Origin of the sequence: Mycobacterium sp. 663a-19, assembly GCF_035616495.1 — a bacterium.
GTDB lineage: Bacteria > Actinomycetota > Actinomycetes > Mycobacteriales > Mycobacteriaceae > Mycobacterium.
In genome coordinates this window covers 274040-299029 of the sequence record NZ_JAPJAV010000005.1, presented here as the reverse complement: position 1 = coordinate 299029, position 24990 = coordinate 274040, and the positions used below count along the sequence as shown (strand labels likewise).

The window sequence follows — 24990 nt, the reverse complement described above, 5'->3', positions numbered from 1 at the left end:
ACTAAAGCGCAACCGCCGCATTGTGAGCCAGTTCTCGTCGGCTCCCGGCGAGTCGCCGGCGCCACTGTCGCCTAATTTACCGTCGCGTCACTCGACGGCTGACCAGCCACGCCCGGGGGCTTTAGCGCGGCGAATTCGTCGGTGACCCTCAGCTGGGAGTCGGTGAAGTGGTACAGCGCCGCCGGTCGGCCGCCGCTGCGGCCGGATTGCGCCATGGTGCCGGTCTGGGTGATGACCCCGCGGCGGACCAGCACGCGTTGCAGGTTCGTCGCGTCGACCTGATAGCCCAGCGCGGCGCCATAGATGTCCCGAAGGGTCGACAGGACGAATTCCCTTGGCGCCAAGGCGAATCCGATGTTGGTGTACGACATCTTGGCGACCAGCCGGGCGCGGGCGTGCGCCACCATCGGGCCGTGGTCGAACGCCATCGACGGCAGCGCGTTGACCGGATGCCAGCGGGTGTCCAGCGGCAGCTCGGGCGTGGCGGGGGAGGGCACCAGGCCCAGGAAGGTGGACGCGATCATCCGGGTGCCGGGCACCCGGTCGGGATCGGAGAACACGGCGAGCTGTTCGAGGTGCGCCAGCTCCCGCAGGTCGACCTTCTCGGCCAGCTGGCGCCGCACCGACGTGGTCATGTCCTCGTCGTTGCGCAGCCGCCCGCCCGGCAGCGACCACGCGCCCTTCTGCGGGTCGCGGGCACGTTGCCATAACAGCACGTTAAGCTGCGGTTTTTCCGCTCGCGGACCCCTCGTAACCTGATGGGCGACCTGGCGAACCTGGAACACGACCGCAAGCACCTCGTGCGCGGTGCTACCATGGGCCATGTTTTCGATTGTAAGTCGAAAACCTCCCGGACGCGAAAGGAGCTTCTCCGTGACGGTTTTGAATCGCATGGACACGCTCGCGGACGACCTGATTGCCGGCATCACCGATTCGCCCACCGGCTACACCGGTGTCGACGGCGACGCGCAGTGGGCAGCCGAGATCCGCCGACTGGCAGACCTGCGCAACGCCACCGTGCTCGCGCACAACTACCAGCTGCCCGCCATCCAGGACGTCGCCGACCACGTCGGCGATTCGCTGGCGCTGTCGCGGATCGCCGCCGAGGCGCCCGAGGACACCATCGTGTTCTGCGGCGTGCACTTCATGGCCGAGACCGCCAAGATCCTGAGCCCCGACAAGACCGTGCTGATCCCGGATCAGCGGGCCGGCTGCTCGCTGGCCGACTCCATCACCCCCGACGAGCTGCGCGCCTGGAAGGACGAGCACCCCGGCGCCGTCGTCGTCTCCTACGTCAACACCACCGCGGCGGTGAAGGCGCTCACCGACATCTGCTGCACCTCGTCCAACGCGGTCGACGTGGTCGAGTCCATCGACCCCGATCGCGAGGTGTTGTTCTGCCCGGACCAATTCCTCGGCGCCCATGTCCGCCGCGTGACCGGCCGCACGAACCTGCACGTGTGGGCGGGCGAATGCCACGTGCACGCCGGGATCAACGGCGACGAGCTCACCGAGCAGGCCCGCGCCAACCCCGACGCCGAATTGTTCGTGCACCCCGAATGCGGTTGCGCCACTTCTGCTTTGTACCTCGCCGGCGAGGGCGCCTTCCCGCGGGACCGGGTGCGGATCCTGTCCACCGGCGGCATGCTCGAGGCCGCCGGCGCCACGCACGCCCGCAAGGTCCTGGTCGCCACCGAGGTCGGCATGTTGTACCAGTTGCGCCGGGCGGCACCGGAAGTCGACTTCCGCGCGGTCAACGACCGCGCGTCGTGCAAGTACATGAAGATGATCACCCCGGCGGCCCTGCTGCGCTGCCTGGTCGAGGGCGCCGACGAAGTCGACGTCGACCCGCAGATCGCGGCGGCGGCCCGGCGCAGCGTGCAGCGAATGATCGAGATCGGACAGCCGGGCGGCGGCGAATGATCGCGCGCCCGGCCTGGACGGACAGCGCCGACGTCGTCGTGATCGGCACCGGCGTCGCGGGTTTGGCCGCCGGGCTGGCCGCCCACCGCGCCGGCCGCCGGGTCGTCGTGCTGAGCAAGGCCGACCAGACGCGGGGCGTGACGGCGACGCACTACGCGCAGGGCGGCATCGCGGTGGTCCTGCCGGACAACGACGACTCGGTGGACGCCCACGTCGCCGACACGCTGGCCGCCGGCGCGGGCCTGTGCGACCCGGACGCGGTGTGCTCGATCGTCGCCGACGGCTACCGCGCGGTGTCCGAATTGGTCGGCGACGGAGCGCGATTCGACGAATCGGTCCCCGGCCGCTGGGACGTGACGCGGGAGGGCGGGCACTCGCGGCGGCGCATCGTGCACGCCGGGGGCGACGCCACCGGCGCCGAGGTGCAGCGGGCGCTCGACCACGCCGCGGCCATGCTGGACATCCGCACCGGTCACGTCGCGCTACGGGTGCTGCACGACGGCTCCTTTGGGGAGGAAGCGGTGACCGGGGTGTCGGTGGGCAACCCGGGCGGGATCGGGATCATCAGCGCCCCGTCGGTGATCCTGGCGTCCGGCGGGCTCGGGCACCTGTACGGCGCGACCACCAACCCCGAGGGCTCAACCGGCGACGGGATCGCGCTGGCGTTGTGGGCCGGTGTCGCGGTCAGCGACCTCGAGTTCATCCAGTTCCACCCGACCATGCTGTTTGGCGGCCGAGGCGGCGGCCGGCGGCCGCTGGTCACCGAGGCCATCCGCGGCGAGGGTGCGATACTGCTTGACGGGCAAGGCAATTCGGTGACCGCCGGCGTTCACCCGATGGGCGACCTGGCGCCACGCGACGTCGTCGCGGCGGCCATCGATGCGCGGCTGAGGGCCACCGGCGACGCGTGTGTCTACCTCGACGCCCGCGGCATCGACGGTTTCGAGGCCCGCTTCCCGACCGTGACGGCCGCATGCCGCTCGGCGGGCATCGACCCGGTGCGCCAACCCATTCCGGTCGTGCCGGGCGCGCACTACAGCTGCGGCGGCGTTGTCGCCGACGTGTGCGGTCAAACCGAGATGCCGGGGCTGTTCGCCGCCGGCGAGGTGGCCCGCACCGGGATGCACGGCGCAAATCGCCTGGCGTCCAACAGCCTGCTGGAGGGCTTGGTGGTCGGCGGCCGCGCCGGACGCGCCGCGGCCGCCCACGCGGCGGCGGCCGGGCGCTCCCCCGCGGCCGCACCCGAGCCGATCGTGTACACCGCGGCGCAGCGCCGGGAACTGCAGGGCGCGATGAGCCGGGACGCGTCGGTGGTGCGCAACGCCGTTGGGCTGCGGGAGTTGTCGGACACCCTGGCCCGGGCGGGGATTCGCAACGTCGCGGGCCGTCGAGATTTCGAGGACGTGGCGCTGACGCTGACCGCGCGCGCGGTGGCCGCGGCGGCGTTGGCGCGCAACGAAAGCCGGGGCTGCCACCATCGCGCGGAGTTCCCGGACGCCGCGCCGGACCAGGCGCGCAGCATCGAGGTTCGGCTGGCCGACGGCCAGGTGCGGGCCGAGGCATTGGCGGCCGTGTGTTGACGACTCTTTCCGACTGCGAGCGCGGCGCCGCCCTGGACGTCATCCGTCGGGGACTGCAGGAGGATCTGCGCTACGGGCCCGACGTCACCACGGCGGCGACGGTGCCGGCCGACGCGGTCGCCACGGCGTCGATGGTGCCGCGGGAGGCGGGCGTGATCGCCGGGCTGGACATCGCGCTGCTGGTGCTCGACGAGGTGCTCGGCGCCAACGGCTACCAGGTGCTGGACCGTGTCGACGACGGAGCCCGGGCGCAACCGGGCGCGCCGGTGTTGACGGTGCGTGCCCAAACCCGCGGCCTGTTGACCGCCGAGCGGACCATGCTGAACCTCATCTGCTACCTGTCGGGGATCGCCACCGCGACGGCGGCCTGGGTCGACGCGGTGAGCGGCACCAAGGCCAAGGTCCGCGACACCCGCAAGACGCTGCCCGGCCTGCGTGCGCTGCAGAAGTACGCGGTGCGTGTCGGCGGCGGCGTCAACCACCGGTTGGGCCTGGGCGACGCGGCCCTGATCAAGGACAACCATGTGGCGGCCGCCGGGTCGGTGGTCGAGGCACTGCGCGCCGTGCGCGAGGTCGCGCCCGAGCTGCCCTGCGAGGTCGAGGTGGACTCCCTCGAGCAGTTCGACGAGGTGCTGCCCGAGAAGCCCGAGCTGATCCTGCTGGACAACTTCCCGGTGTGGCAGACGCAGACCGCCGTGCAGCGCAGGAACTCCCGGGCGCCCGCCGTGCTGCTGGAGTCCTCCGGCGGGCTCAGCCTGGACACCGCGGCGACCTACGCCGCGACCGGGGTGGATTACCTGGCCGTCGGCGCGCTGACCCACTCGGTCCGGGTGCTCGACATCGGCCTGGACATGTAGCTTCCCGCCCCACGCTTCTCCGTCGAGCGTGCGGGTTTGTACGCGACACGCCGCGAGTTCCCGTGCATCTGCGCACGTTCGGCGGGTTAGACGGGGGAGCTCAGGCCACGTCGCCGACGAAGACGCCGATGCGGCGCAGCTGCGCGCGGGCCATCCGCGGCAGGGCCTCAGCTTCCGGGCCGTCGGAGCCGGCCGGCAAGATGCGTGGGTTGGTGATGTGGACCACGCGGTTGCGGCTGAACTGGACGTCCGCCTCGCCGGCGGCCAGCACGTTCTTCACCCAGTTCGTCTTGCCGTGGCCCAGCGCGATCGCCAGCACATTGCCCTTGCGGTAGGGCGTGATGACGGTCTCGTACTGCTTGCCGGACGTGCGGCCGCGATGCTTGATGGTCGCGGTCCCGGGCAGAAACCGGGCGATCGGCTTGACCACCGGGTTGAAGTACTTGATCTGGAAGCGCTCGAACCAGGGCGGAAACACCATCGGGACACCGGGAGCGTTGTTGGGGTGATCCTTCGCGGGCATGACGGCCACACTACCGGTCGGATATCCAGTTGAGCTGCTCTGGGAGAATGGACCCCGTGACTGCCACGCCGCAACCCGTGCTGGCCCGCATCGACCTGCGGGGCGCGGAGCTGACGGCCGCCCGGCTGCGGGCCACGCTGCCGCGCGGCGGCGCCGACGTGGAGACCGTGCTGCCCCAGGTGCGGCCGATCGTGCAGGCCGTCGCCGAGCGCGGGGCCGACGCGGCCCTGGAATTCGGGGCGAAGTTCGACGACGTGCGGCCGGCGGCCGTGCGGGTGCCCGACGCGGCGCTGCGGCACGCGCTGGCCGGGCTGGACGAGGACGTGCGGGACGCGCTGCGGGCGATGATCGAGCGGACCCGCGCCGTGCACGCCGACCAGCGCCGCGCCGACGTCACCACCACGCTCGGCCCGGGCGCGACGGTAACCGAGCGGTGGGTCCCCGTCGAGCGGGTCGGCCTGTACGTGCCCGGCGGCAACGCCGTCTACCCGTCCAGCGTGGTGATGAACGTGGTGCCCGCGCAGGTCGCCGGTGTCGACTCGCTGGTGGTGGCCAGCCCGCCGCAGAGCCGCTCGCAGGGCCGGCTCGAAGGCTTGCCGCATCCGACGATCCTGGCCGCGGCCCGGCTGCTGGGCGTCGACGAGGTCTGGGCGGTGGGCGGCGCGCAGGCGGTGGCGTTGCTGGCCTACGGCGGAACCGACACCGACGGCGCCGACCTGGCGCCGGTCGACATGATCACCGGGCCGGGCAACATCTACGTGACCGCCGCCAAGCGGCTCTGCCGCTCGCGGGTGGGCATCGACGCCGAGGCCGGCCCGACGGAGATCGCGATCCTGGCCGACAACACCGCCGACCCGGCGCACCTGGCCGCCGACCTGATCAGCCAGGCCGAACACGACGAGATGGCCGGCAGCGTGCTGGTCACCCCCAGCCAGGACCTCGCCGCGGCCACCGACGCCGAGGTGGCGGCCCAGCTGCGGACCACGGTGCACCGCGAGCGGGTGACGGCCGCCCTGACCGGACGCCAGTCGGGCATCATCCTGGTCGACGACCTCGACGCCGGGATCACGGTGGTCAACGCCTACGCCGCCGAGCACCTGGAGATCCAGACCGCCGATGCGCCGCGGGTCGCCGGCCGAATACGTTCGGCCGGAGCCATTTTCGTCGGCCCGTACGCGCCGGTGAGCCTCGGCGACTACTGCGCGGGCTCCAACCACGTGCTGCCGACCGGCGGCAGCGCGCGGCACTCCAGTGGCCTGTCGGTGCAGACCTTTTTGCGCGGCATCCACGTCGTCGACTACACCGAGGCGGCGCTCAAAGACGTCTCCGGACACGTGGTCACGCTGGCCGAGGCCGAAGACCTGCCGGCGCACGGCGAGGCGATCCGGCGGAGGTTCGAGCGATGACCGAACCCGACAAGCCCACGCTGGACGACCTGCCGCTGCGCGACGACCTGCGCGACAAATCGCCCTATGGCGCACCGCAATTGGCGGTCCCGGTGCGGCTGAACACCAACGAGAACCCGCACCCGCCCACCCGGGCGCTCGTCGACGACGTGACGCGCTCGGTGGCCGCGGCGGCCGCCGACCTGCACCGCTACCCCGACCGCGACGCGGTGGCCCTGCGCGAAGACCTGGCCGCCTACCTCACCGCGCAGACCGGCACGCCGCTCGGCGTGGAAAACCTCTGGGCCGCCAATGGTTCCAACGAGGTCCTGCAGCAACTGCTGCAGGCGTTCGGCGGACCGGGGCGCAGCGCCATCGGGTTCACGCCGTCGTACTCGATGCACCCGATCATCTCCGGCGGCACCCACACCGAGTGGATCGAGGCGGCCCGCGCCGACGACTTCAGCCTCGACGTCGACGCCGCCGTCGCCGCCGTCACCGACCGCAGGCCCGACGTGGTGTTCATCGCCAGCCCCAACAACCCGTCGGGACAGAGCGTTTCGCTGCAGGACCTGCGGCGGCTGCTCGACGTGGTACCGGGGATCTTGATCGTCGACGAGGCCTACGGGGAGTTCTCGTCGGTGCCCAGCGCCGTGGCGCTGGTCGGGGAGTATCCGACCCGCCTCGTCGTCACACGCACCATGAGCAAGGCGTTCGCCTTCGCCGGCGGCAGGCTCGGCTATCTGATCGCCACGCCGGCGGTGATCGACGCGATGCTGCTGGTGCGGCTGCCCTACCACCTGTCGTCGGTCACCCAGGCCGCGGCCCGGGCCGCCCTGCGGCACGCCGACGACACGCTGGGCAGCGTCGCCACCCTGGTCGCCGAGCGCGAACGCGTCACAAAGGCATTGAGCGGCATGGGCTTTCGGGTGATCCCGAGCGACGCGAACTTCGTGCTGTTCGGTCAGTTCGCCGACGCGCCGGCCACCTGGCAACGCTACCTGGACGCCGGCATCCTGATCCGCGATGTCGGGATCCCCGGGTACCTGCGCGCCACCACCGGGCTGGCCGTCGAGAACGACGCGTTCCTGCGAGTCAGCGCCCAGATCGCGGCGACCGAATTGGCGCCCGCCACACCAGTAGGAGCCCAGTGAGCACCGAACCCCGTCGCGCCCGCATCGAGCGGCGCACCAAGGAATCCGACATCGTCGTCGAGCTCGACCTCGACGGCACCGGGCAGGTGCACGTCGACACCGGGGTGCCGTTCTACGACCACATGCTGACGGCATTGGGCAGCCATGCCAGCTTCGACCTGACCGTGCGCACGAAGGGCGACGTGGAGATCGAGGCGCATCACACCATCGAGGACACCGCGATCGCGCTGGGCCAGGCGCTCGGGCAGGCCCTCGGCGACAAGAAGGGCATCCGGCGCTTCGGCGACGCCTTCATCCCGATGGACGAGGCGCTGGCGCACGCCGCAGTCGACGTGTCCGGGCGGCCGTACTGCGTGCACACCGGCGAACCGGATCACCTGCGGCACATCACGATTGCCGGCAGTTCGGTGCCCTACCACACCGTCGTCAACCGGCACGTGTTCGAGACGCTGGCCGCCAACGCCCGCATCGCGCTGCACGTGCGCGTACTCTACGGCCGCGACCCGCACCACATCACCGAGGCGCAGTACAAGGCGGTGGCCCGCGCGTTGCGCCAGGCGGTCGAGCCCGACCCGCGGACCTCCGGTGTGCCGTCGACCAAAGGCGTTCTGTGACAACAAGATCAGTCGTGGTTCTGGACTACGGCTCGGGTAACCTGCGCTCGGCCCAGCGCGCGCTGCAACGGGCCGGCGCGGCCGTCGAGGTGACCGCCGACGCCCGCGCGGCGGCGGCCGCCGACGGCCTGGTGGTGCCGGGTGTCGGCGCTTTCGAGGCCTGCATGACCGGCCTGCGCAAGATCGCGGGGGAGCGGATAATCGCCGAGCGGGTCGCCGCCGGGCGCCCGGTGCTGGGGGTCTGTGTCGGCATGCAGATCCTGTTCGCCCGCGGCGTCGAGTTCGGGGTGGAGACGACGGGCTGCGGGCAGTGGCCCGGGGCCGTCACCCGGCTGGACGCCCCGGTGATCCCGCACATGGGCTGGAACGTGGTGCGGCCCGGGCCGGGCAGCGTGCTGTTCGACGGCCTGGACCCGGGCGCCCGGTTCTACTTCGTGCACTCCTACGCCGCGCAGTCCTGGGAGGGCTCCCCGGACGCGGTGCTGACGTGGGCCACCCACGGGGTGCCGTTCTTGGCCGCGGTAGAGGAGGGCCCGCTGGCCGCCACCCAATTCCACCCGGAGAAGAGCGGGGACGCCGGGGCGGCCGTGCTGAGCAACTGGGTCAAGGGACTGTGAACCACACCGCGAGACTGCAACTAGCGACACAAACGCCGAGAGGACGCGTCGCTAGTTGCAGTCTCGGCGCAGAGGAGAAAGTGTGTTGATTCTGCTACCCGCCGTCGACGTGGTCGACGGTCGCGCCGTGCGCCTGGTCCAGGGCAAGGCCGGCAGCGAAACCGAGTACGGCTCCGCGCTGGACGCCGCCCTGGGCTGGCAGCGCGACGGGGCCGACTGGATCCATCTGGTGGACCTCGACGCCGCGTTCGGCCGCGGCTCCAACCGCGAACTGCTCGCCGAGGTGGTGGGCAAGCTCGACGTCGCGGTGGAGCTGTCCGGCGGCATCCGCGACGACGACTCCCTGGCCGCCGCGCTGGCCACCGGCTGCGCGCGGGTCAACCTGGGGACCGCCGCGCTGGAAAACCCGCAGTGGTGCGCGCGGGCGATCGCCGAGCACGGCGACAGGGTCGCCGTCGGGCTGGACGTACAGGTCACCGACGGCGCGCACCGGCTGCGCGGCCGCGGCTGGGAAACCGACGGCGGCGACCTGTGGGACGTGCTGGAACGCCTTGACCGCGAAGGATGTTCGCGGTTCGTGGTCACCGACGTCACCAAGGACGGCACGCTCGGCGGCCCCAACATCGAGCTGCTGGCCGCCGTCGCGGAAAACACGCGAGCGCCGCTGATCGCCTCCGGCGGGGTGTCCAGCCTCGACGACCTGCGCGCCATCGCCACCCTCACCGGCCGCGGGGTGGAGGGCGCCATCGTCGGAAAGGCCCTCTACGCCGGGCGGTTCACCCTGCCGCAGGCGCTGGCCGCGGTGCGGGAGTAGCGCCGCAATGGATTTGGACGCGCTGGTAGCCGAGGCGTCGGCGGTCCTGGATGCGGCGGTGCCGCGGTTCCTGGAGGGCCACCGCGCCGGCTCGGCGATCCGCAAGAAGGGCAACGACTTCGCCACCGAGGTCGACCTCGCCATCGAGCGGCAGGTCGTCGCCGCGCTGGAAGACGCCACCGGAATCGGGGTGCACGGCGAGGAATTCGGCGGCCCGGGCGTCGACTCGCCGTGGGTGTGGGTGCTGGACCCCGTGGACGGCACGTTCAACTACGCCGCCGGGTCGCCGATGGCCGCGATCCTGTTGGGCCTGCTGCACGAGGGCGAGCCGGTGGCCGGCCTGACCTGGTTGCCGTTCACCGGCGACCGCTACACCGCCGTCGCGGGTGGTCCGCTGATGAGAAACGGTGTGCCGCGGCCGCCGCTGGCCCACACCGAGCTGGCGGACGCGCTCGTGGCCGTCGGCACCTTCACCGCCGGCTCGCGCGGCCGCTTCCCGGGCCGCTACCGGCTGGCGGTGCTGGAGAAGCTCAGCCGGGTGTCGTCGCGGTTGCGCATGCACGGGTCGACGGGCATCGACCTGGTCTATGTCGCCGACGGAATACTGGGTGGCGCAATCACTTTCGGCGGCCACGTCTGGGATCACGCCGCGGGTGTGGCGCAGGTGCGCGCCGCGGGCGGCATCGTCACCACGCTGGCCGGCGAGCCGTGGACCCCGGAGTCGCGGTCGGTGCTGGCCGCCGCGCCCGGCGCACACGACGAGATCCTCGAAATCCTGCGCGCCACGGGCGATCCGGGGGATTACTGATGCACTCGCAAACCGGACTGGCCGTGCGCGTGATCCCGTGCCTGGACGTCGACGACGGGCGGGTGGTCAAGGGCGTCAACTTCGCCAACCTCCGCGACGCCGGCGACCCGGTGGAGCTTGCGGCCGTCTACGACGCCGAGGGCGCCGACGAGCTGACCTTCCTGGACGTGACCGCATCCTCGTCGGGCCGGGCGACCATGTTGGAGGTGGTGCGCCGCACCGCCGAGCAGGTGTTCATCCCGCTGACGGTCGGCGGCGGGGTGCGCACGGTGGCCGACGTCGACGTGCTGCTGCGCGCGGGGGCCGACAAGGTCTCGGTCAACACCGCCGCCATCGCCCGCCCGGACCTGCTGGCGGAGATGGCCCGGCAGTTCGGCTCGCAGTGCATCGTGCTGTCGGTGGACGCCCGCACCGTGCCTCCCGCGTCGGCGCCGACACCATCGGGCTGGGAGGTCACCACCCACGGGGGCCGCCGCGGCACCGGGATCGACGCCGTCGAGTGGGCGGCCCGCGGCGCCGAGCTCGGGGTGGGGGAGATCCTGCTGAACTCGATGGACGCCGACGGCACCAAGGCCGGCTTCGACCTGCCCATGCTGCGCGCGGTCCGCGCCGCGGTCACGGTGCCGGTGATCGCCAGCGGCGGGGCGGGGGCGGCCGAACACTTCGCGCCCGCGGTCGCCGCCGGGGCCGATGCGGTGTTGGCGGCCAGCGTCTTTCATTTTCGCGAGCTGACCATCGGAGAGGTGAAGGCCGCGATGGCCGCAGAAGGGATCACCGTGCGATGACGCTGGACCCGAACATCGCCGCGCGACTGAGGCGCAATGCCGACGGACTGTTCACCGCCGTCGTGCAGGAGCGCGGCAGCGGCGACGTGCTGATGGTCGCATGGATGGACGACGCGGCGCTGGCCCGCACCCTGGAAACCCGTGAGGCCACGTACTATTCGCGATCGCGCGGCGAACAGTGGATCAAGGGTGAAACGTCCGGCCACACCCAGCACGTCCATTCGGTGCGGCTGGACTGCGACGGCGACGCCGTGCTGCTGATCGTCGACCAGGTCGGCGGCGCCTGCCACACCGGCGATCACAGCTGCTTCGACGCCGACGCGCTGCTGGAACCCGAGGGCTAGCCCGGCGCTAACTGGCTGCAATGTCCAACCCGTTCGCGGCGGCTATCGCCGCGCGGGCCCATTCGTGGCGGACGACGGCCGGGGAGATCCGGTCGCGGCGGATGATCTCGACGTCGATGGCCTTTCCGTTGGTCGCGGCGGCCGGCACCCGGAACGAGAAGGAGGTTTCGTCGGTGGCCACGGCGAGCATGGCGTCGGCGTCGGTGAAGTTGTTGGTGCGCATGGTGTCCTCGGCCCACCGGAACGGCTTGAGGCCGCCGAAATTCCTGACGTAGACCACCCAGAGCCGGGTGCCCTGACCGTTGTAGAGCTTGGTGAGCGCGCGCTGCACGGCGTCGGACTCGAGGGGGCCGAGCACACCCGATTGGTCCGTGAGCTGGCTGGTCAGCTTGATCGCCGGTGTAGTGGGGGTGGCGGCGCTGTCGCCGCCCGTTGGCGCCGCGGAACGCGCCGCATGGCTGCCGGCCGGTTTTGCCGACTTGCCGCCGAGCATCTGGACGCCCACCACCACCGCGACCACGACCAGGGCGACGGCGACCAGCGCCGCGGCCCATGCCCCCAGCCGGCGACCGCGCGCCTTCGCCGGTTGCGGCGCCGCGGCGCGGGCCGTCGCGATCACCTCGGTCGGTGCGGCGACGGCTGTCGGCGGGCCGCCCAGCGCCGCCGCGAAGTCGGCGCACGTCGGGTACCGGTCGTCGGGTTGTTTGGCGAGCGCCTTGGCGAGGGCGCCGTCGAGGTCGGCCAATTCGGGTCGGCGCTCGCCGATGCGCGGCGGCGGCGCGGACAGATGCTGGGTGATGACCACCGCCGGGTTGGAATGCTGAAACGGGGCGGACCCGGTCAACAGGTTGAATGCGGTGCAGCCCAGCGCGTATTGGTCGGCCCGTCCGTCCAGGTTCAAGCCCTGCAGTTGCTCGGGCGCGCAGTAGGCGGTGGTCCCCACCAGCATGTTCGTCGCGGTGAGGCCGCTGATCTCGCCGAGTTCGCGGGCGATGCCGAAATCGGCGAGCAGGATCCGTCTCCGGGCGGCATCGGTCAGCAGGATGTTGGCGGGTTTGACGTCGCGGTGCAGCAGCCCGCGTGAGTGGGCGTAGTCGAGCGCGTCGGCGACGGCCGAAATGATCTCGACGACTTGGGTTTTCGGCATCCCGGACGGGTAGTGGGCGCGCAGCAGCTCAGCGGCGTCGGTGCCCTCCACGTAGTCCATCGAGATCCACAGTCGCCCTTGATATTCGCCGCGGTCGTGGATGCCGACGATGTGCTCGTGATACAGGTTGGCGGCCAGGTCGGCCTCGCGGTTGAAGCGCTGGCGGAATTCGTCGTTCGCGGTCAGTTCGCGGGGCAGGATTTTGAGGGCGTCGCGGCGGGGCAGTCGCGGGTGCTGGGCCAGATACACCTGGCCCATGCCGCCGGTCCCCAGCCGGCGAACGATGGTGTACCCGGCAAAAACCTCTCCTTCTGCCAAGCCCTCGCTTTGCGGCATGTGAGCATGCTACTGACGATGCCGCGCGCTTGTGCGAAGGCGCGGGCGGATGACTTCGATGGGAATGGTGGGCGATGTCGAGACGCGTGTCCTGGACCGTGCTGGTACCGCTGGTTGCCCTCATCGCGCTGGCAGCGACCTGGGGTGATAAGCCCGGGCCGGTACTCGCCACGGTCGAGGGCGCACTTCTGACCGGTGCGGTACTGGCCGCGGTGCACCACGCGGAGGTGGTCGCGCACCGGGTCGGCGAACCGTTCGGTTCGCTGATCCTCGCGGTCGCGGTGACGGTCATCGAGGTGGCCCTCATCGTCACTCTGATGGCGTCCGGCGGCAACGAGGCCGCGACGCTGGCCAGGGACACCGCGTTCGCCGCTCTGATGATCACCACCAACGGAATCGCCGGTTTGTCGCTGCTGCTCGGCTCCCGGCGCTACGGCGAGACACTGTTCAACGCCGAGGGCACTGGAGCCGTGCTGGCCACGCTCACGACGGTGGCCACGTTGAGCCTGGTACTGCCCGCCGTCACCACCGGCCATCAGGGCCAGGAGTTCACCCCCAGCCAGCTGGCCTTCGCCGCGATCGCCACGCTCTTGGTGTACCTGCTGTTCGTGTTCACCCAGACCGTTCGGCACCGCAACTTCTTTCTGCCGATCGCGCAGAAGGGCCAGAAAAGCCTGTACGCGGAGGATGAAAGCCATGCCGCGCCGCCGACCACGCGGTCTGCGCTGATCAGCCTGGCGCTGCTGCTCGTCGCGCTGGTCGCGGTGGTGGGCCTGGCCAACGTGGAATCGCCCGTCATCGAGCGTGCGGTGGCGGCGGCCGGATTCCCGCAGTCGTTCGTGGGCGTGGTCATTGCCTCGCTGGTGCTGCTGCCGGAGACGCTCGCCGCGGCGCGCGCGGCGCGGCGCGGCCGCATCCAGACCAGCCTGAACCTGGCTTATGGCTCGGCGATGGCAAGCATCGGGCTCACCATCCCGGTTATCGCGTTGGCATCGGTCTGGCTGCAAGGACCGCTGATCCTGGGCCTCGGCCCAACCCAGTTGGTGCTGCTCGCGCTGACCGTCGTGATCAGCATGTTGACAGTGGTGCCCGGCCGGGCCACCCGGCTGCAGGGCGAGGTGCATCTGGTGCTGCTAGCCGCGTTCGTTTTTCTGGCGATCAATCCGTAAGGCTAACTGGCGCAACCGATTAAGCCGACGATCGGGCCCGCAGCGTCTGCAGCGCCTTGTCGGCGTGGGTGTCCATGCTGAGCTCGCTGGAGATCACGTCGAGCACGGTGCGGTCGGTGTCGATGACGAACGTCGTGCGTTTGACGGGGATCAGCTTGCCCAGCAGGCCGCGCTTGACGCCGAACTGGCTGGCGACGGCGCCGTCGGTGTCCGACAGCAGCGGGTAGTCGAAGTTCTGTGTGTCGGCGAATTTGGCCTGCTTCTGCACGGGGTCGACGCTGATGCCCACCCGGTTCGCCCCCACCGCGGCGAATTCCGAGGCCAGGTCGCGGAAGTGGCAAGCCTCCTTGGTGCAGCCGGGCGTCATCGCGGCCGGATAAAAGAACAGGACCACGGGTCCGTCGGAGAGCAGGGCGCTGAGCTTGCGTGGCGTTCCCGTCTGATCGGGAAGCTCGAAGTCCGCCACGGTGTCACCGGTTTTCATTGCGTCAGGTTACGCCCGAGCCGCCCCGCCCCATCTGCGAGGATGGTTCGGTGCACGCCCACCTCGCCGCCACCACCTCACGGGAGGAATTTCGCCAGCTCGCGGCCGAGCATCGGGTGGTTCCGGTGACCCGCAAGGTCCTGGCCGACGCCGAGACGCCGCTGTCGGCCTACCGCAAACTCGCCGCCGACCGCCCCGGCACGTTCCTGCTCGAGTCCGCCGAGACCGGCCGCTCCTGGTCGCGGTGGTCGTTCATCGGCGCGGGTTCGCCGTCGGCGCTGACCGTGCGCGACGGCGAAGCGGTGTGGCTGGGTGCGGTGCCTCGCGACGCGCCCACCGGAGGCGACCCGCTGCACGCGCTTCGGGCCACCCTGGAGCTGCTGGCCACGGCGGCCCCCGACGAGATCAAGCCGGGGCTTCCGCCGCTGTCGGGCGGCATGGTCGGCTTTTTCGCCTATGACCTGGTGCGGCGTCTGGAGCGGCTGCCCGAGCTGGCCGTCGACGACCTTCAGCTGCCGGACATGCTGTTGCTGCTGGCCACCGACCTGGCGGCGGTCGACCACCACGAGGGCACCATCACGCTGATCGCCAACGCGGTGAACTGGAACGGCACCGACGAGCGGGTCGACGAGGCCTACGACGACGCGATCGCGCGGCTGGATGTGATGACCACGGCGCTGGGTCAGCCGCTGCCGTCGACGGTTGCCACCTTCAGCAGGCCCGAGCCGCGGTATCGAGCCCAGCGCACCGTCGAGGAGTACGGCAAGATCGTGGAGTACCTCGTCGAGCAGATCGCGGCCGGCGAGGCGTTTCAGGTGGTGCCGTCCCAGCGCTTCGAGATGGACACCGGCGTCGACCCGATCGACGTCTACCGCATTCTGCGGGTGACCAACCCCAGCCCCTACATGTACCTGATGCACGTGCCGAATAGTGCTGGGGCAACGGACTTTTCGATCGTCGGGTCCAGTCCGGAGGCGCTGGTCACGGTCACCGAGGGCCGGGCGAGGACGCATCCGATCGCCGGGACCCGGTGGCGCGGCCAGAACGAGGAAGAGGATCAGCTGCTGGAGAAGGAGCTGCTGGCCGACGACAAGGAACGCGCCGAGCATCTGATGCTGGTCGACCTCGGCCGCAACGACCTCGGCCGGGTGTGCACGCCGGGCACGGTTCGCGTCGAGGACTACAGCCACATCGAGCGCTACAGCCACGTCATGCACCTGGTGTCGACGGTGACCGGGATGCTGGGCGAGGGCCGCACCGCGCTGGACGCGGTGACGGCCTGCTTCCCGGCCGGCACGCTGTCGGGGGCCCCGAAGGTGCGGGCCATGGAGCTCATCGAAGAGGTGGAGAAGACGCGCCGCGGCCTCTACGGCGGCGTGGTCGGCTACCTCGACTTCGCCGGCAACGCCGACTTCGCGATCGCCATCCGCACCGCGCTGATGCGCGACGGAACCGCCTATGTGCAGGCCGGGGGCGGCGTCGTCGCCGACTCCAACGGTCCCTACGAGCACACCGAGGCGACCAACAAGGCGCGCGCGGTGCTCAACGCGATCGCCGCCGCCGAGACGCTGACCGCGCCGGACGTGGGCCGCGATGGCTGACCCAAGGCGCGCCGGGCTGACGGTGCGGGTGGCCCAGTTACTGCTGGTCATCGCGGCGGTGGCGTTGTGGGTGGCGTCGCGGCTGCCGTGGGTGGTGATCCGCTCGTTCGACGGGCTGGGGCCGCCCAGACAGGTGACCCTGACCGGCGCGTCGTGGTCGACGGCCCTGCTGCCGTTGGCGCTGCTCATGCTGGCTACCGCGGTCGCGGCGCTGGCGGTGCGCGGCTGGCCGCTGCGCGCGCTGGCGGGGCTGCTGGCCGCGGTGAGCCTGGCCGTCGGCTACCTCGGCGTGAGCCTGTGGGTGATTCCCGACGTCGCGGCGCGCGGAGCCGACCTGGCGCACGTCTCGCTGGTGTCGCTGGTGGGGAGCGAGCGGCGCTACTGGGGGGCCGCAATCGCGGTGCTGGCCGCGGCGTGCACCCTGATCGCCGCCGTCTTGCTGATGCGCTCGGCGTCGATCTTGGGCTCGGACCGCTCGGGCGCAACAAAATATGCCGCGCCGGCGACACGTCGTTCAAATGCGCTACGCGAAGCCGCCGACGGGGCGATGCTGGAGACGCCGGAGACGCCGGAGATGTCGGAGCGGATGATCTGGGACGCGCTCGACGAGGGACGCGACCCGACCGCTCGGCCCCGCGAGTCCGACACCGAGGGTCGGTGACGGACCGCAAGCCGACGGTCGCTACCCTTCATTGACGTCGTCGAAATCGGCTGGGGACCGTGGGAAGGGAAACAACAGGCATGAGTCCGGCAACCGTGCTTGACTCCATTCTCGAGGGAGTCCGGGCCGACGTTGCCGCGCGCGAAGCGCTTGTCAGCCTTTCCGAAATCAAAGCGGCCGCCGCGGCCGCGCCGCCGCCGCTGGACGTGATGGCCGCCCTGCGCGAGCCCGGAATCGGCGTCATCGCCGAGGTCAAGCGGGCCAGCCCGTCGGCGGGTCAGCTAGCGGCCATTGCCGATCCGGCAAAACTGGCCCGCGCCTACGAGGACGGCGGCGCCCGGATCATCAGCGTGCTCACCGAGGAACGGCGTTTCAACGGCTCACTCGACGACCTCGATGCGGTGCGCGCCGCGGTTTCGATACCGATATTGCGCAAAGACTTTGTGGTGCAGCCATATCAGATCCATGAGGCGCGCGCGCACGGCGCCGACATGTTGTTGCTCATCGTCGCCGCGCTGGATCAGTCCGCGTTGGTGTCGATGCTGGATCGCACCGAATCATTGGGCATGACAGCGCTTGTCGAGGTGCACACCGAAGAGGAAGCCGACCGGGCGCTGAAGGCCGGGGCCAACGTGATCGGCGTCAACGCCCGCGATCTCGCGACGCTGGAGGTGGACCGGGATTGCTTCGCGCGAATCGCTCCCGGGTTGCCCAGCAACGTGATCAGGATCGCCGAGTCCGGTGTGCGCGGTACCGGAGATCTGTTGGCGTATGCCGGTGCGGGCGCCGACGCCGTGTTGGTGGGCGAGGGTCTCGTTAAGAGTGGCGACCCGCGCGCCGCGGTTGCCGACCTTGTCACCGCGGGCACCCATCCGTCCTGTCCGAAACCGGCTCGCTAGTCATCGATGACCGAACAGCCCCGGAAACATTGAACCCAAATGAGCCGCCCGCGCGTTGAGCCTTGGTGATGGTAGAGCTATCCCGCCCGGACCTCCCGCTTCCGAGTGCGGCCATCGCAGAACCCACCCGGCACGACCCAGACCAGGGTGGTCATTTCGGCGGCCCCCGTGGCTATGGCGGCCGTTATGTGGCCGAGGCGCTGATGGCGGTGATCGAAGAGGTCACCGCCGCCTACGAAAAGGAGCGCGTCAACCCGGATTTCCTGGACACCCTGGACAGCCTGTTGGCGAACTACGCGGGACGGCCGTCGCCGCTGTACGAGGCGACCCGCCTGGGTGAGCACGCCGGCTCGGCGCGCATCTTCCTCAAGCGAGAAGACCTGAACCACACCGGTTCTCACAAGATCAACAACGTGCTCGGCCAGGCCCTGCTGGCCAAGAGAATGGGCAAGAACCGGGTGATCGCGGAGACGGGCGCCGGCCAACACGGGGTGGCGACGGCCACTGCGTGCGCGTTGCTCGGCCTGCAGTGCGTGATCTACATGGGCGCCGTCGACACCGACCGCCAGGCCCTCAATGTGGCGCGGATGCGGCTGCTGGGCGCCGAGGTGGTGTCGGTCGAGACCGGTTCGCAGACGCTCAAGGACGCGATCAACGAGGCGTTCCGGGATTGGGTCACCAACGCCGAGAACACTTACTACTGCTTCGGAACCGCGGCCGGTCCGCACCCGTTTCCCACCATGGTTCGCGATTTTCAGCGGATCATCGGCCTCGAGACGCGCGCGCAGATTCAGTCGCAGGCGGGCCGGTTGCCCGACGCGGTCGTGGCCTGCGTCGGCGGCGGGTCCAACGCCATCGGGATCTTCCACGCGTTTCTCGACGATCCCGGCGTGCGCCTGATCGGATACGAGGCGGCGGGCGACGGTGTCGAGACCGGCAGGCACGCAGCGACATTCACCGGAGGCTCGCCGGGTGCGTTCCAGGGATCGTTTTCCTATCTGCTGCAGGACGAGGACGGCCAGACCATCGAATCCCATTCGATCTCAGCGGGTCTGGATTATCCGGGGGTGGGACCCGAACACGCGTGGCTGAGGGAGACCGGACGCGCCGAGTACCAGCCCATCACCGACTCCGAGGCGATGGAGGCGTTCGGCCTGCTGTGCCGCGCGGAGGGCATCATCCCGGCCATCGAATCCGCGCATGCGGTCGCCGGTGCGCTCAAGCTCGGCGTCGAGCTGGGGGCCGGCGCCGTCATCGTGGTGAACTTGTCGGGGCGCGGCGACAAGGACGTCGAGACCGCCGCAAAGTGGTTCGGGCTGTTGGGCGACGCGGGCACGAAATGACGGTGGAGCAAAGCGAAGCGAGCAGGCTGGGACCGCTGTTCGAGGCCTGCCGCGGCGACAACCGGGCGGCGCTGATCGGATATCTGCCCACCGGTTACCCGGACGTGCCGACTTCCGTGGACGCGATGACCGCGCTGGTCGAATCCGGTTGCGACCTCATCGAAGTGGGGGTGCCGTATTCGGATCCCGGGATGGACGGTCCAACCATCGCCAGGGCCACCGAGGCCGCGCTGCGCGGGGGCGTGCGGGTCCGCGACACGCTGGCCGCGGTCGAGGCGATCAGTTCGGCCGGCGGGCGAGCGGTGGTGATGACCTACTGGAACCCGGTGCTGCGCTACGGGGTTGACGCGTTCGCGCGGGACCTGGCGTCGGCCGGCGGGCACGGCCTGATCACCCCCGACCTGATACCCGAGGAAGCCCGGGAGTGGATCGCGGCGTCCGATGAGCATCGCCTGGATCGCGTATTCCTCGTGGCGCCATCGTCGACGCCGCAGCGGTTGGTGAGCACGGTCGAGGCATCGCGCGGATTCGTCTACGCGGCATCGACGATGGGCGTGACCGGGGCACGCGACGCGGTATCGCAGGCCGCACCCGAATTGGTGAGCAGGGTCAGGGCGGTGTCCGACATACCCGTCGGCGTCGGCCTGGGGGTGCGATCGGGAGAGCAGGCCGCGCAGATCGGAAGTTATGCCGATGGTGTGATCGTCGGTTCGGCGTTGGTGTCGGCGCTGGGCGACGGTTTGCCGCGGCTGCGCGCCCTGACAGAGGAACTGGCCGCTGGTGTGCGACAGGGGGTTTCCGCGCCATGACGATGTTGCCCACGTATTTCCCCAGCCCGCCGCGGGGCGTCTGGTACCTGGGGCCGGTGCCCATTCGCGCCTACGCGCTGTTCATCATCGCCGGCATCGTGGTCGGCCTGGTGATCGGAGACCGGCGCTGGGAGGCGCGCGGCGGCGAGCGCGGGGTGATCTATGACATCGCGCTGTGGGCGGTGCCTTTCGGTTTGATTGGTGGCAGGCTCTATCACCTCGCCACCGATTGGCGAACCTACTTCGGCCCCAGCGGTGCGGGACTCGCTGCGGCGCTGCGCATCTGGGACGGCGGCCTGGGCATCTGGGGTGCGGTGGCTCTCGGTGGAGTCGGGGCGTGGATCGCGTGCCGGCGTCGCGGGATTCCGCTGCCGGCCTTCGGAGACGCGATCGCTCCCGGAATCATTTTGGCGCAGGCCATCGGTCGGCTCGGGAATTACTTCAATCAGGAGCTCTACGGCAGGGAAACGACGCTGCCGTGGGGCCTGGAGATCTTCTACCGGCGAGATCCGGCGGGCTACATCGATCCGCACTCGCTCGACGGCGTGTCGACCGGGCAGCTGGCGCTGGTGGTACAGCCGACGTTTCTGTACGAGTTGATTTGGAATGTCCTGGTTTTCGTCGCGCTGATCTATCTCGACCGGCGCTTCACGCTGGGCCACGGGCGGTTGTTCGCGATTTACGTGGCGGGCTACTGCATCGGACGCTTCGGCGTCGAGTTGCTGCGTGACGACACGGCCACGCACATCGCGGGGATCCGGATCAATTCGTTCACATCGACGTTCGTGTTCATCGGGGCCGTGGTTTACCTCGTTCTGGCGCCGAAGGGCCGAGAGGATCCCGCCAGCCTGCGCGGCACCGCGGATGTTGTTGGCGAGCCATTGCCGGAAGGTGAGCCAGAGCGAAAGCCGGAACCCGAGCGGGTAACCGGCGTTTCGGTTATGGGGGCGGCCGCGGTGGCTGGGGTTATGGCGGCGGGTAAGACGGCGAAGAGGCTGATTCCGCGTCGGCGGTCGAAACCGGCGGAGGTCGCGGAGCCGGAGGTCGTGGAGGCCGCGGCCGAAGAGCCTGAAACCGTCGTCGCCGCGGTCGCGGAACCGGAGGCCGAAGAGGCTGAAACCGCGGAGGCCGAAGCCGGTGAGACCGAGGAGCCGGAGGCCGAGAAAGCTGAAGCCGAACCCGCGGAACCCGAAGCTGAAGAGGCTGAAGCCGAAGCTGAACCGGCGGAAGCTGAAGCTGAAGAGGCTGAAGGCGAAGCTGAAGAGCCAGAGGCCGAAGAAGCCGAAGTCGAAGAACCCGAAGCCGACGAAGAGGCTGAAGCCAAAGAAGAAGCTGAAGCCGAAGAAGACGCTGAAGCCGAAGGACGTGAGGCTGAGGTTGCCGAGGTCGAAGCTGAAGAGGCTGAAGTTGAAGAGCCAGAGGCCGAAGAAGTCGAAGAGCCGGAGGCCGAAGAGCCCGAGGTTGCGGAGGCCGACGCCGACGAGTCCGAGACCGCCGAACCTGAAGTCGCGCAGGCGGAGGAGGCTGTGGCGGAGGGAGAAGAGGCTGAAGCTTCGGGGCCCGACGCCGCGGAGGCCGACGCCGTCGTGACCGAAGCCGAAGAGGCAGAAGCCGAAGAGCTTGAACCCGAGTCCGAAACCGCCGAGCCGAAAGTTGAAGAGCCGCAAGCCGAGTCGTCCGCGGAGTCGGACATCGCGGAAGAGGCGGCACAACCCAAGGCCGCCGAGGAAACTCCTGACGACACGACGACGCCCGCCACTGGCGGCGCAATAAGGCGCCGCTTGAGCTTCCGGTTGAGGGGCCGACGGGGCCGATAGCCGTCGGGCAACTCAAAATCCATCGCTCGCGGCCGGGGCGGAAACGCCATTGGTCTGGCATGCTGAAAACGTGACAGACCCGTCGTCGCACGACGCTGCAGACCATCAGCCGCCTCAGCAGCCGCCCCCGCCCGGCCCTCCACCGCCGTATCCGCAATATCCCGCGCCCTACTACGACCCGGCCGCTCCGTTCGGCCGCCATCCGGTGACCGGGCAACCGCTCTCGGACAAGTCGAAGACCATCGCGGGTCTCCTGCAGCTGCTCAGTCTGGTCGGCATCGGCGGGATCGGGCGCTTCTACATCGGCGACGTCGGCGTGGGCGTCGCGCAGTTGCTGGTGGGCTGGTTTACCTGCGGGATCGGGCTGATTTGGAGCATCGTCGACGCGATCTTGATACTGACCGACAAGGTCCCCGACCCGCAGGGCCGCCCGTTGCGCGATGGCACCTGATCCGTCAAACCGGGCGTCGGGGCAGTGCCATGAGGACCGCCGTCGTCGCCTCTACGTGTCGGGCGGAACCGGTGTGCTGCTGGCCGGCGCGCTGGGCTACGTGGGTTTCGTCGACCCGCACCACGCGCATTCGCCATATCCCCTGTGCCCGTTCAAGTGGCTGACCGGCTGGAATTGCCCGTTCTGCGGTGGGCTGCGGATGACACACGACCTGCTGCACGGCGATCTGGTGGCCGCCATCAATGACAACCTCTTCCTGCTGGTCGGCATCCCGGTGCTGGCCGGATTGATGGTGCTGCGGCGGCGCCACGGCCGGCCGTGGCTGTCGCTGCCGGCGGTGGTGACGTTCACAGTCGCCGCGACGGCGTGGACGCTGACGCGCAACCTGCCCGGATTTCCGCTGGTCCCGACGCTTCTCAGCGGGTGAGCGCCGAGTCATCCGGATGACGAAGAGCACGACTATGCTGGGTCGCCGTGAGTAGACGCGGGAAGATCGTCTGCACCCTTGGCCCCGCCACCGACTCGGACGAGATGATCCTGGCGCTCGTCGAGGCCGGAATGGACGTCGCCCGAATGAACTTCAGCCACGGTGACTACGCCGATCACAAAGCCGCCTACGACCGGGTACGCAACGCCTCGGACGCCACCGGCCGCGCCGTCGGCCTGCTGGCCGACCTCCAGGGCCCGAAGATCCGGCTCGGGCGCTTCGCCACCGGACCAACCTACTGGGCCGACGGCGAAACGGTCCGGATCACCGTCGCCGACTGCGAGGGCAGCCACGACCGGGTGTCGACCGCGTACAAGAAATTGGCCCAGGACGCCGTCGTCGGTGACCGGATTCTGATCGACGACGGCAAGGTCGGCCTCGTGGTCGACGACATCGACGGCGACGACGTGGTCTGCACCGTCGTCGAGGGCGGCCCGGTGAGCAACAACAAGGGCATGTCGCTGCCCGGCATGAACGTGTCCGCGCCCGCCTTGTCGGACAAGGACATCGAGGATCTCACCTTCGCGCTGAACCTCGGCGTCGACCTCGTCGCGCTGTCCTTCGTGCGCTCGCCGTCCGACGTCGAGCTCGTGCACGAGGTGATGGACCGGATCGGCCGCCGGGTACCGGTGATCGCCAAGCTCGAAAAGCCGGAGGCCGTCGACAATCTCGAAGCCATCGTGCTGGCGTTCGACGCCATCATGGTGGCCCGCGGCGACCTGGGTGTCGAGCTGCCGCTGGAAGAGGTGCCGCTGGTGCAGAAGCGGGCCATCCAGATCGCCAGGGAGAACGCGAAACCCGTCATCGTGGCGACCCAGATGCTCGACTCGATGATCGAGAACTCGCGGCCGACGCGGGCCGAGGCCTCCGACGTCGCCAACGCGGTGCTCGACGGCGCCGACGCGCTGATGCTGTCCGGCGAGACCGCGGTGGGGAAGTACCCGCTGGCGGCCGTGCGGACGATGTCGCGGATCGTGTGCGCGGTCGAGGAGAATTCCACCGCCGCCCCGCCGTTGACGCACGTGCCGCGCACCAAGCGCGGGGTGATCTCCTACGCCGCCCGCGACATCGGCGAGCGGCTCGACGCCAAGGCCCTGGTCGCCTTCACCCAATCGGGCGACACCGTCAAGCGACTAGCGCGCCTGCACACCCCGCTGCCGTTGCTCGCGTTCACCGCGTGGCCCGAGGTGCGCAGCCAGCTTGCCATGACCTGGGGCACGGAAACGTTCATCGTCCCGATGATGACCTCCACCGACGGCATGATCCGCCAGGTCGACAAGTCGCTGCTCGAGCTGGGCCGCTACAAGCGCGGCGACCTGGTGGTCATCGTCGCGGGCGCTCCGCCGGGCACAGTAGGCTCGACCAACCTGATCCATGTGCACCGGATCGGCGAGGACGACGTCTGATCGGCGACGCCCAATCGACAGGGGAGAGCAGGCCTGTGCCGGCTGGCAACGACTTCGAGGAACTGCTGTCGATACTGGACCTCAACCGCATCTCCGCTGAACTGTTCATCGGATCGCACCCCAGCAAGAACCCGATGCGCACATTCGGCGGCCAGCTCATGGCGCAGTCGTTCGTCGCGAGCAGCCGCACGCTGATCCGCGAGGACCTACCCCCCAGCGCGCTTTCGGTGCACTTCATCAACGGTGGCGACACCGCTAAGGACATCGAATTCCACGTCGTCGCGCTGCGCGACGAGCGGCGCTTCGCCAACCGGCGCGTCGACGCGGTGCAGGACGGCACGCTGCTGTCCTCGGCGATGATTTCGTACATGTCCGGCGGCCGCGGCCTCGAGCACGCCGTCGAACCGCCGCCGGTGGCGGAGCCGCACACCCAGCCGACGATCGGCGAGCTGCTGCGCGGCTACGAGGAGACCGTCCCGCACTTCGTCAACGCCCTGCAACCGATCGAATGGCGCTACACCAACGACCCGGCCTGGGTGATGCGGGACAAGGGCGACCGGCTCTCCTACAACCGGGTGTGGGTCAAGGCCCTCGGCGTGGTGCCCGACGACCCGGTGTTGCACACCGCGACGATGGTGTACTCCTCGGACACCACCGTGCTGGACTCGGTCATCACCACCCACGGGCTGTCGTGGGGTTTCGACCGCATCTTTGCGGCGTCCGCCAACCACTCGGTGTGGTTTCATCGGCAGGTCAACGTCAACGACTGGCTGCTGTATTCGACGTCTTCGCCGGTGGCCGCGGATTCGCGCGGGCTGGGCACCGGCCATTTCTTCGACCGCTCCGGCCAAGTCGTCGCGACGGTGGTCCAGGAAGGCGTGCTGAAATACTTTGCGCCCCGGCGCCGATAGACACCACAGGATACAGGCGAACATGCGTCCGATTTGGCCTCCGAACGGCCATGATCAGGCGTAAG

26 protein-coding genes are annotated in these 24990 nt (G+C 69.8%); 22 read left to right on the top strand and 4 right to left on the bottom strand.

From position 1 onward, the window contains the following. Positions 1-71: 71 nt before the first annotated feature. On the bottom strand, positions 72-824 hold the full coding sequence (locus tag OQ968_RS11735) for an NUDIX hydrolase (protein WP_324677858.1): 753 nt from the start codon (positions 822-824) through the stop codon (positions 72-74). A 49-nt stretch (positions 825-873) separates the two neighbouring features. On the opposite strand from OQ968_RS11735, the gene nadA reads away from it, so the two are divergent. From nadA to nadC, 3 genes are read left to right on the top strand one after another with little or no spacing between them, the layout of a single operon-like run. After that, complete coding sequence (gene nadA / locus OQ968_RS11730; protein ID WP_324677856.1) at positions 874-1923, top strand: quinolinate synthase NadA; 1050 nt, start codon at positions 874-876, stop codon at positions 1921-1923. Further along, positions 1923-3503, top strand: coding sequence for an L-aspartate oxidase (locus tag OQ968_RS11725; protein ID WP_324678022.1), 1581 nt, complete (start codon positions 1923-1925; stop codon positions 3501-3503). The genes nadA and OQ968_RS11725 overlap by 1 nt, the downstream gene beginning before the upstream one ends. Then, on the top strand, positions 3500-4360 hold the full coding sequence (gene nadC, locus OQ968_RS11720; RefSeq protein WP_324677854.1) for a carboxylating nicotinate-nucleotide diphosphorylase: 861 nt from the start codon (positions 3500-3502) through the stop codon (positions 4358-4360). The genes OQ968_RS11725 and nadC overlap by 4 nt, the downstream gene beginning before the upstream one ends. Positions 4361-4460: 100 nt before the next feature. Here nadC and OQ968_RS11715 read toward each other — a convergent pair whose 3' ends face one another. Continuing rightward, positions 4461-4883: a nitroreductase family deazaflavin-dependent oxidoreductase gene (locus OQ968_RS11715; protein WP_324677852.1), complete on the bottom strand. Its 423-nt coding sequence runs from the start codon at positions 4881-4883 to the stop codon at positions 4461-4463. A gap of 77 nt (positions 4884-4960) precedes the next feature. On the opposite strand from OQ968_RS11715, the gene hisD reads away from it, so the two are divergent. From hisD to hisI, 8 genes are all read left to right on the top strand, one after another. Continuing rightward, positions 4961-6289 (top strand): histidinol dehydrogenase, encoded by a 1329-nt coding sequence (gene hisD / locus OQ968_RS11710; protein WP_324678020.1) that lies wholly within the window; start codon positions 4961-4963, stop codon positions 6287-6289. After that, positions 6286-7422: a histidinol-phosphate transaminase gene (locus tag OQ968_RS11705; protein WP_324677850.1), complete on the top strand. Its 1137-nt coding sequence runs from the start codon at positions 6286-6288 to the stop codon at positions 7420-7422. Before hisD ends, OQ968_RS11705 begins: the two co-directional genes overlap by 4 nt. Continuing rightward, positions 7419-8036, top strand: coding sequence for an imidazoleglycerol-phosphate dehydratase HisB (gene hisB, locus OQ968_RS11700; RefSeq protein ID WP_324677848.1), 618 nt, complete (start codon positions 7419-7421; stop codon positions 8034-8036). The genes OQ968_RS11705 and hisB overlap by 4 nt, the downstream gene beginning before the upstream one ends. Beyond that, positions 8033-8653 (top strand): imidazole glycerol phosphate synthase subunit HisH, encoded by a 621-nt coding sequence (hisH, locus tag OQ968_RS11695; RefSeq protein WP_324677846.1) that lies wholly within the window; start codon positions 8033-8035, stop codon positions 8651-8653. Before hisB ends, hisH begins: the two co-directional genes overlap by 4 nt. Positions 8654-8735: 82 nt before the next feature. Continuing rightward, positions 8736-9467, top strand: coding sequence for a bifunctional 1-(5-phosphoribosyl)-5-((5-phosphoribosylamino)methylideneamino)imidazole-4-carboxamide isomerase/phosphoribosylanthranilate isomerase PriA (gene priA, locus OQ968_RS11690; RefSeq protein ID WP_324677844.1), 732 nt, complete (start codon positions 8736-8738; stop codon positions 9465-9467). A 7-nt stretch (positions 9468-9474) separates the two neighbouring features. After that, complete coding sequence (locus OQ968_RS11685) at positions 9475-10275, top strand: inositol monophosphatase (protein WP_324677842.1); 801 nt, start codon at positions 9475-9477, stop codon at positions 10273-10275. After that, a complete protein-coding gene (hisF, locus tag OQ968_RS11680) occupies positions 10275-11060 on the top strand; it encodes an imidazole glycerol phosphate synthase subunit HisF (protein ID WP_324677840.1) in 786 nt (261 codons plus the stop codon). Before OQ968_RS11685 ends, hisF begins: the two co-directional genes overlap by 1 nt. After that, the gene (gene hisI, locus OQ968_RS11675) at positions 11057-11404 is read left to right on the top strand and encodes a phosphoribosyl-AMP cyclohydrolase (protein ID WP_324677838.1); all 348 of its coding nucleotides are present in this window, start codon (positions 11057-11059) and stop codon (positions 11402-11404) included. The genes hisF and hisI overlap by 4 nt, the downstream gene beginning before the upstream one ends. Before the next feature lie 7 nt (positions 11405-11411). Here hisI and OQ968_RS11670 read toward each other — a convergent pair whose 3' ends face one another. Next, positions 11412-12887 carry a serine/threonine-protein kinase gene (locus tag OQ968_RS11670; RefSeq protein WP_324677836.1) on the bottom strand — a complete coding sequence of 492 codons (1476 nt, stop codon included), beginning with the start codon at positions 12885-12887 and terminating at the stop codon, positions 11412-11414. A gap of 74 nt (positions 12888-12961) precedes the next feature. Between OQ968_RS11670 and OQ968_RS11665 the strand changes: the two genes are divergently transcribed. Beyond that, complete coding sequence (locus OQ968_RS11665; protein ID WP_324677834.1) at positions 12962-14056, top strand: calcium:proton antiporter; 1095 nt, start codon at positions 12962-12964, stop codon at positions 14054-14056. A 19-nt stretch (positions 14057-14075) separates the two neighbouring features. On the opposite strand, the gene OQ968_RS11660 is transcribed toward OQ968_RS11665, so the two are convergent. Then, positions 14076-14540: a peroxiredoxin gene (locus tag OQ968_RS11660; RefSeq protein ID WP_324677832.1), complete on the bottom strand. Its 465-nt coding sequence runs from the start codon at positions 14538-14540 to the stop codon at positions 14076-14078. A gap of 50 nt (positions 14541-14590) precedes the next feature. On the opposite strand from OQ968_RS11660, the gene OQ968_RS11655 reads away from it, so the two are divergent. From OQ968_RS11655 to OQ968_RS11610, 10 genes are all read left to right on the top strand, one after another. Beyond that, positions 14591-16141 carry an anthranilate synthase component I gene (locus OQ968_RS11655; protein ID WP_324677830.1) on the top strand — a complete coding sequence of 517 codons (1551 nt, stop codon included), beginning with the start codon at positions 14591-14593 and terminating at the stop codon, positions 16139-16141. After that, positions 16134-16802: a TIGR02234 family membrane protein gene (locus OQ968_RS11650; protein WP_324677828.1), complete on the top strand. Its 669-nt coding sequence runs from the start codon at positions 16134-16136 to the stop codon at positions 16800-16802. The genes OQ968_RS11655 and OQ968_RS11650 overlap by 8 nt, the downstream gene beginning before the upstream one ends. Positions 16803-16882: 80 nt before the next feature. Beyond that, positions 16883-17701 carry an indole-3-glycerol phosphate synthase TrpC gene (gene trpC, locus OQ968_RS11645; protein ID WP_324677826.1) on the top strand — a complete coding sequence of 273 codons (819 nt, stop codon included), beginning with the start codon at positions 16883-16885 and terminating at the stop codon, positions 17699-17701. A gap of 68 nt (positions 17702-17769) precedes the next feature. Further along, on the top strand, positions 17770-19044 hold the full coding sequence (trpB, locus tag OQ968_RS11640; protein ID WP_324677824.1) for a tryptophan synthase subunit beta: 1275 nt from the start codon (positions 17770-17772) through the stop codon (positions 19042-19044). Further along, positions 19041-19853, top strand: coding sequence for a tryptophan synthase subunit alpha (trpA, locus tag OQ968_RS11635; protein ID WP_324677822.1), 813 nt, complete (start codon positions 19041-19043; stop codon positions 19851-19853). Before trpB ends, trpA begins: the two co-directional genes overlap by 4 nt. Further along, positions 19850-21670: a prolipoprotein diacylglyceryl transferase gene (locus OQ968_RS11630; protein ID WP_324677820.1), complete on the top strand. Its 1821-nt coding sequence runs from the start codon at positions 19850-19852 to the stop codon at positions 21668-21670. Before trpA ends, OQ968_RS11630 begins: the two co-directional genes overlap by 4 nt. A gap of 70 nt (positions 21671-21740) precedes the next feature. After that, a complete protein-coding gene (locus OQ968_RS11625; RefSeq protein ID WP_324677818.1) occupies positions 21741-22121 on the top strand; it encodes a TM2 domain-containing protein in 381 nt (126 codons plus the stop codon). Next, entirely contained in the window at positions 22111-22548 is a 438-nt protein-coding gene (locus OQ968_RS11620; RefSeq protein ID WP_324677817.1) for a DUF2752 domain-containing protein, read from the top strand. Before OQ968_RS11625 ends, OQ968_RS11620 begins: the two co-directional genes overlap by 11 nt. A gap of 47 nt (positions 22549-22595) precedes the next feature. Then, positions 22596-24014: a pyruvate kinase gene (pyk, locus tag OQ968_RS11615; RefSeq protein WP_324677815.1), complete on the top strand. Its 1419-nt coding sequence runs from the start codon at positions 22596-22598 to the stop codon at positions 24012-24014. A gap of 35 nt (positions 24015-24049) precedes the next feature. Next, on the top strand, positions 24050-24925 hold the full coding sequence (locus OQ968_RS11610; protein WP_324677813.1) for an acyl-CoA thioesterase II: 876 nt from the start codon (positions 24050-24052) through the stop codon (positions 24923-24925). The last annotated feature ends 65 nt before the right edge of the window (positions 24926-24990 follow it).

Coding starts and splice junctions, on each gene's coding strand:
- trpC (WP_324677826.1), top strand. CDS start 16,883: ATGAGTCCGGCAACCGTGCTTGACTCCATTCTCGAGGGAGTCCGGGCC.
- OQ968_RS11685 (WP_324677842.1), top strand. CDS start 9,475: ATGGATTTGGACGCGCTGGTAGCCGAGGCGTCGGCGGTCCTGGATGCG.
- trpB (WP_324677824.1), top strand. CDS start 17,770: ATGGTAGAGCTATCCCGCCCGGACCTCCCGCTTCCGAGTGCGGCCATC.
- OQ968_RS11735 (WP_324677858.1), bottom strand. CDS start 824: ATGGCCCATGGTAGCACCGCGCACGAGGTGCTTGCGGTCGTGTTCCAG.
- trpA (WP_324677822.1), top strand. CDS start 19,041: ATGACGGTGGAGCAAAGCGAAGCGAGCAGGCTGGGACCGCTGTTCGAG.
- OQ968_RS11705 (WP_324677850.1), top strand. CDS start 6,286: ATGACCGAACCCGACAAGCCCACGCTGGACGACCTGCCGCTGCGCGAC.
- hisF (WP_324677840.1), top strand. CDS start 10,275: ATGCACTCGCAAACCGGACTGGCCGTGCGCGTGATCCCGTGCCTGGAC.
- OQ968_RS11665 (WP_324677834.1), top strand. CDS start 12,962: ATGTCGAGACGCGTGTCCTGGACCGTGCTGGTACCGCTGGTTGCCCTC.
- OQ968_RS11620 (WP_324677817.1), top strand. CDS start 22,111: ATGGCACCTGATCCGTCAAACCGGGCGTCGGGGCAGTGCCATGAGGAC.
- OQ968_RS11660 (WP_324677832.1), bottom strand. CDS start 14,540: ATGAAAACCGGTGACACCGTGGCGGACTTCGAGCTTCCCGATCAGACG.
- hisI (WP_324677838.1), top strand. CDS start 11,057: ATGACGCTGGACCCGAACATCGCCGCGCGACTGAGGCGCAATGCCGAC.
- OQ968_RS11630 (WP_324677820.1), top strand. CDS start 19,850: ATGACGATGTTGCCCACGTATTTCCCCAGCCCGCCGCGGGGCGTCTGG.
- OQ968_RS11670 (WP_324677836.1), bottom strand. CDS start 12,887: ATGCCGCAAAGCGAGGGCTTGGCAGAAGGAGAGGTTTTTGCCGGGTAC.
- OQ968_RS11650 (WP_324677828.1), top strand. CDS start 16,134: ATGGCTGACCCAAGGCGCGCCGGGCTGACGGTGCGGGTGGCCCAGTTA.
- OQ968_RS11715 (WP_324677852.1), bottom strand. CDS start 4,883: ATGCCCGCGAAGGATCACCCCAACAACGCTCCCGGTGTCCCGATGGTG.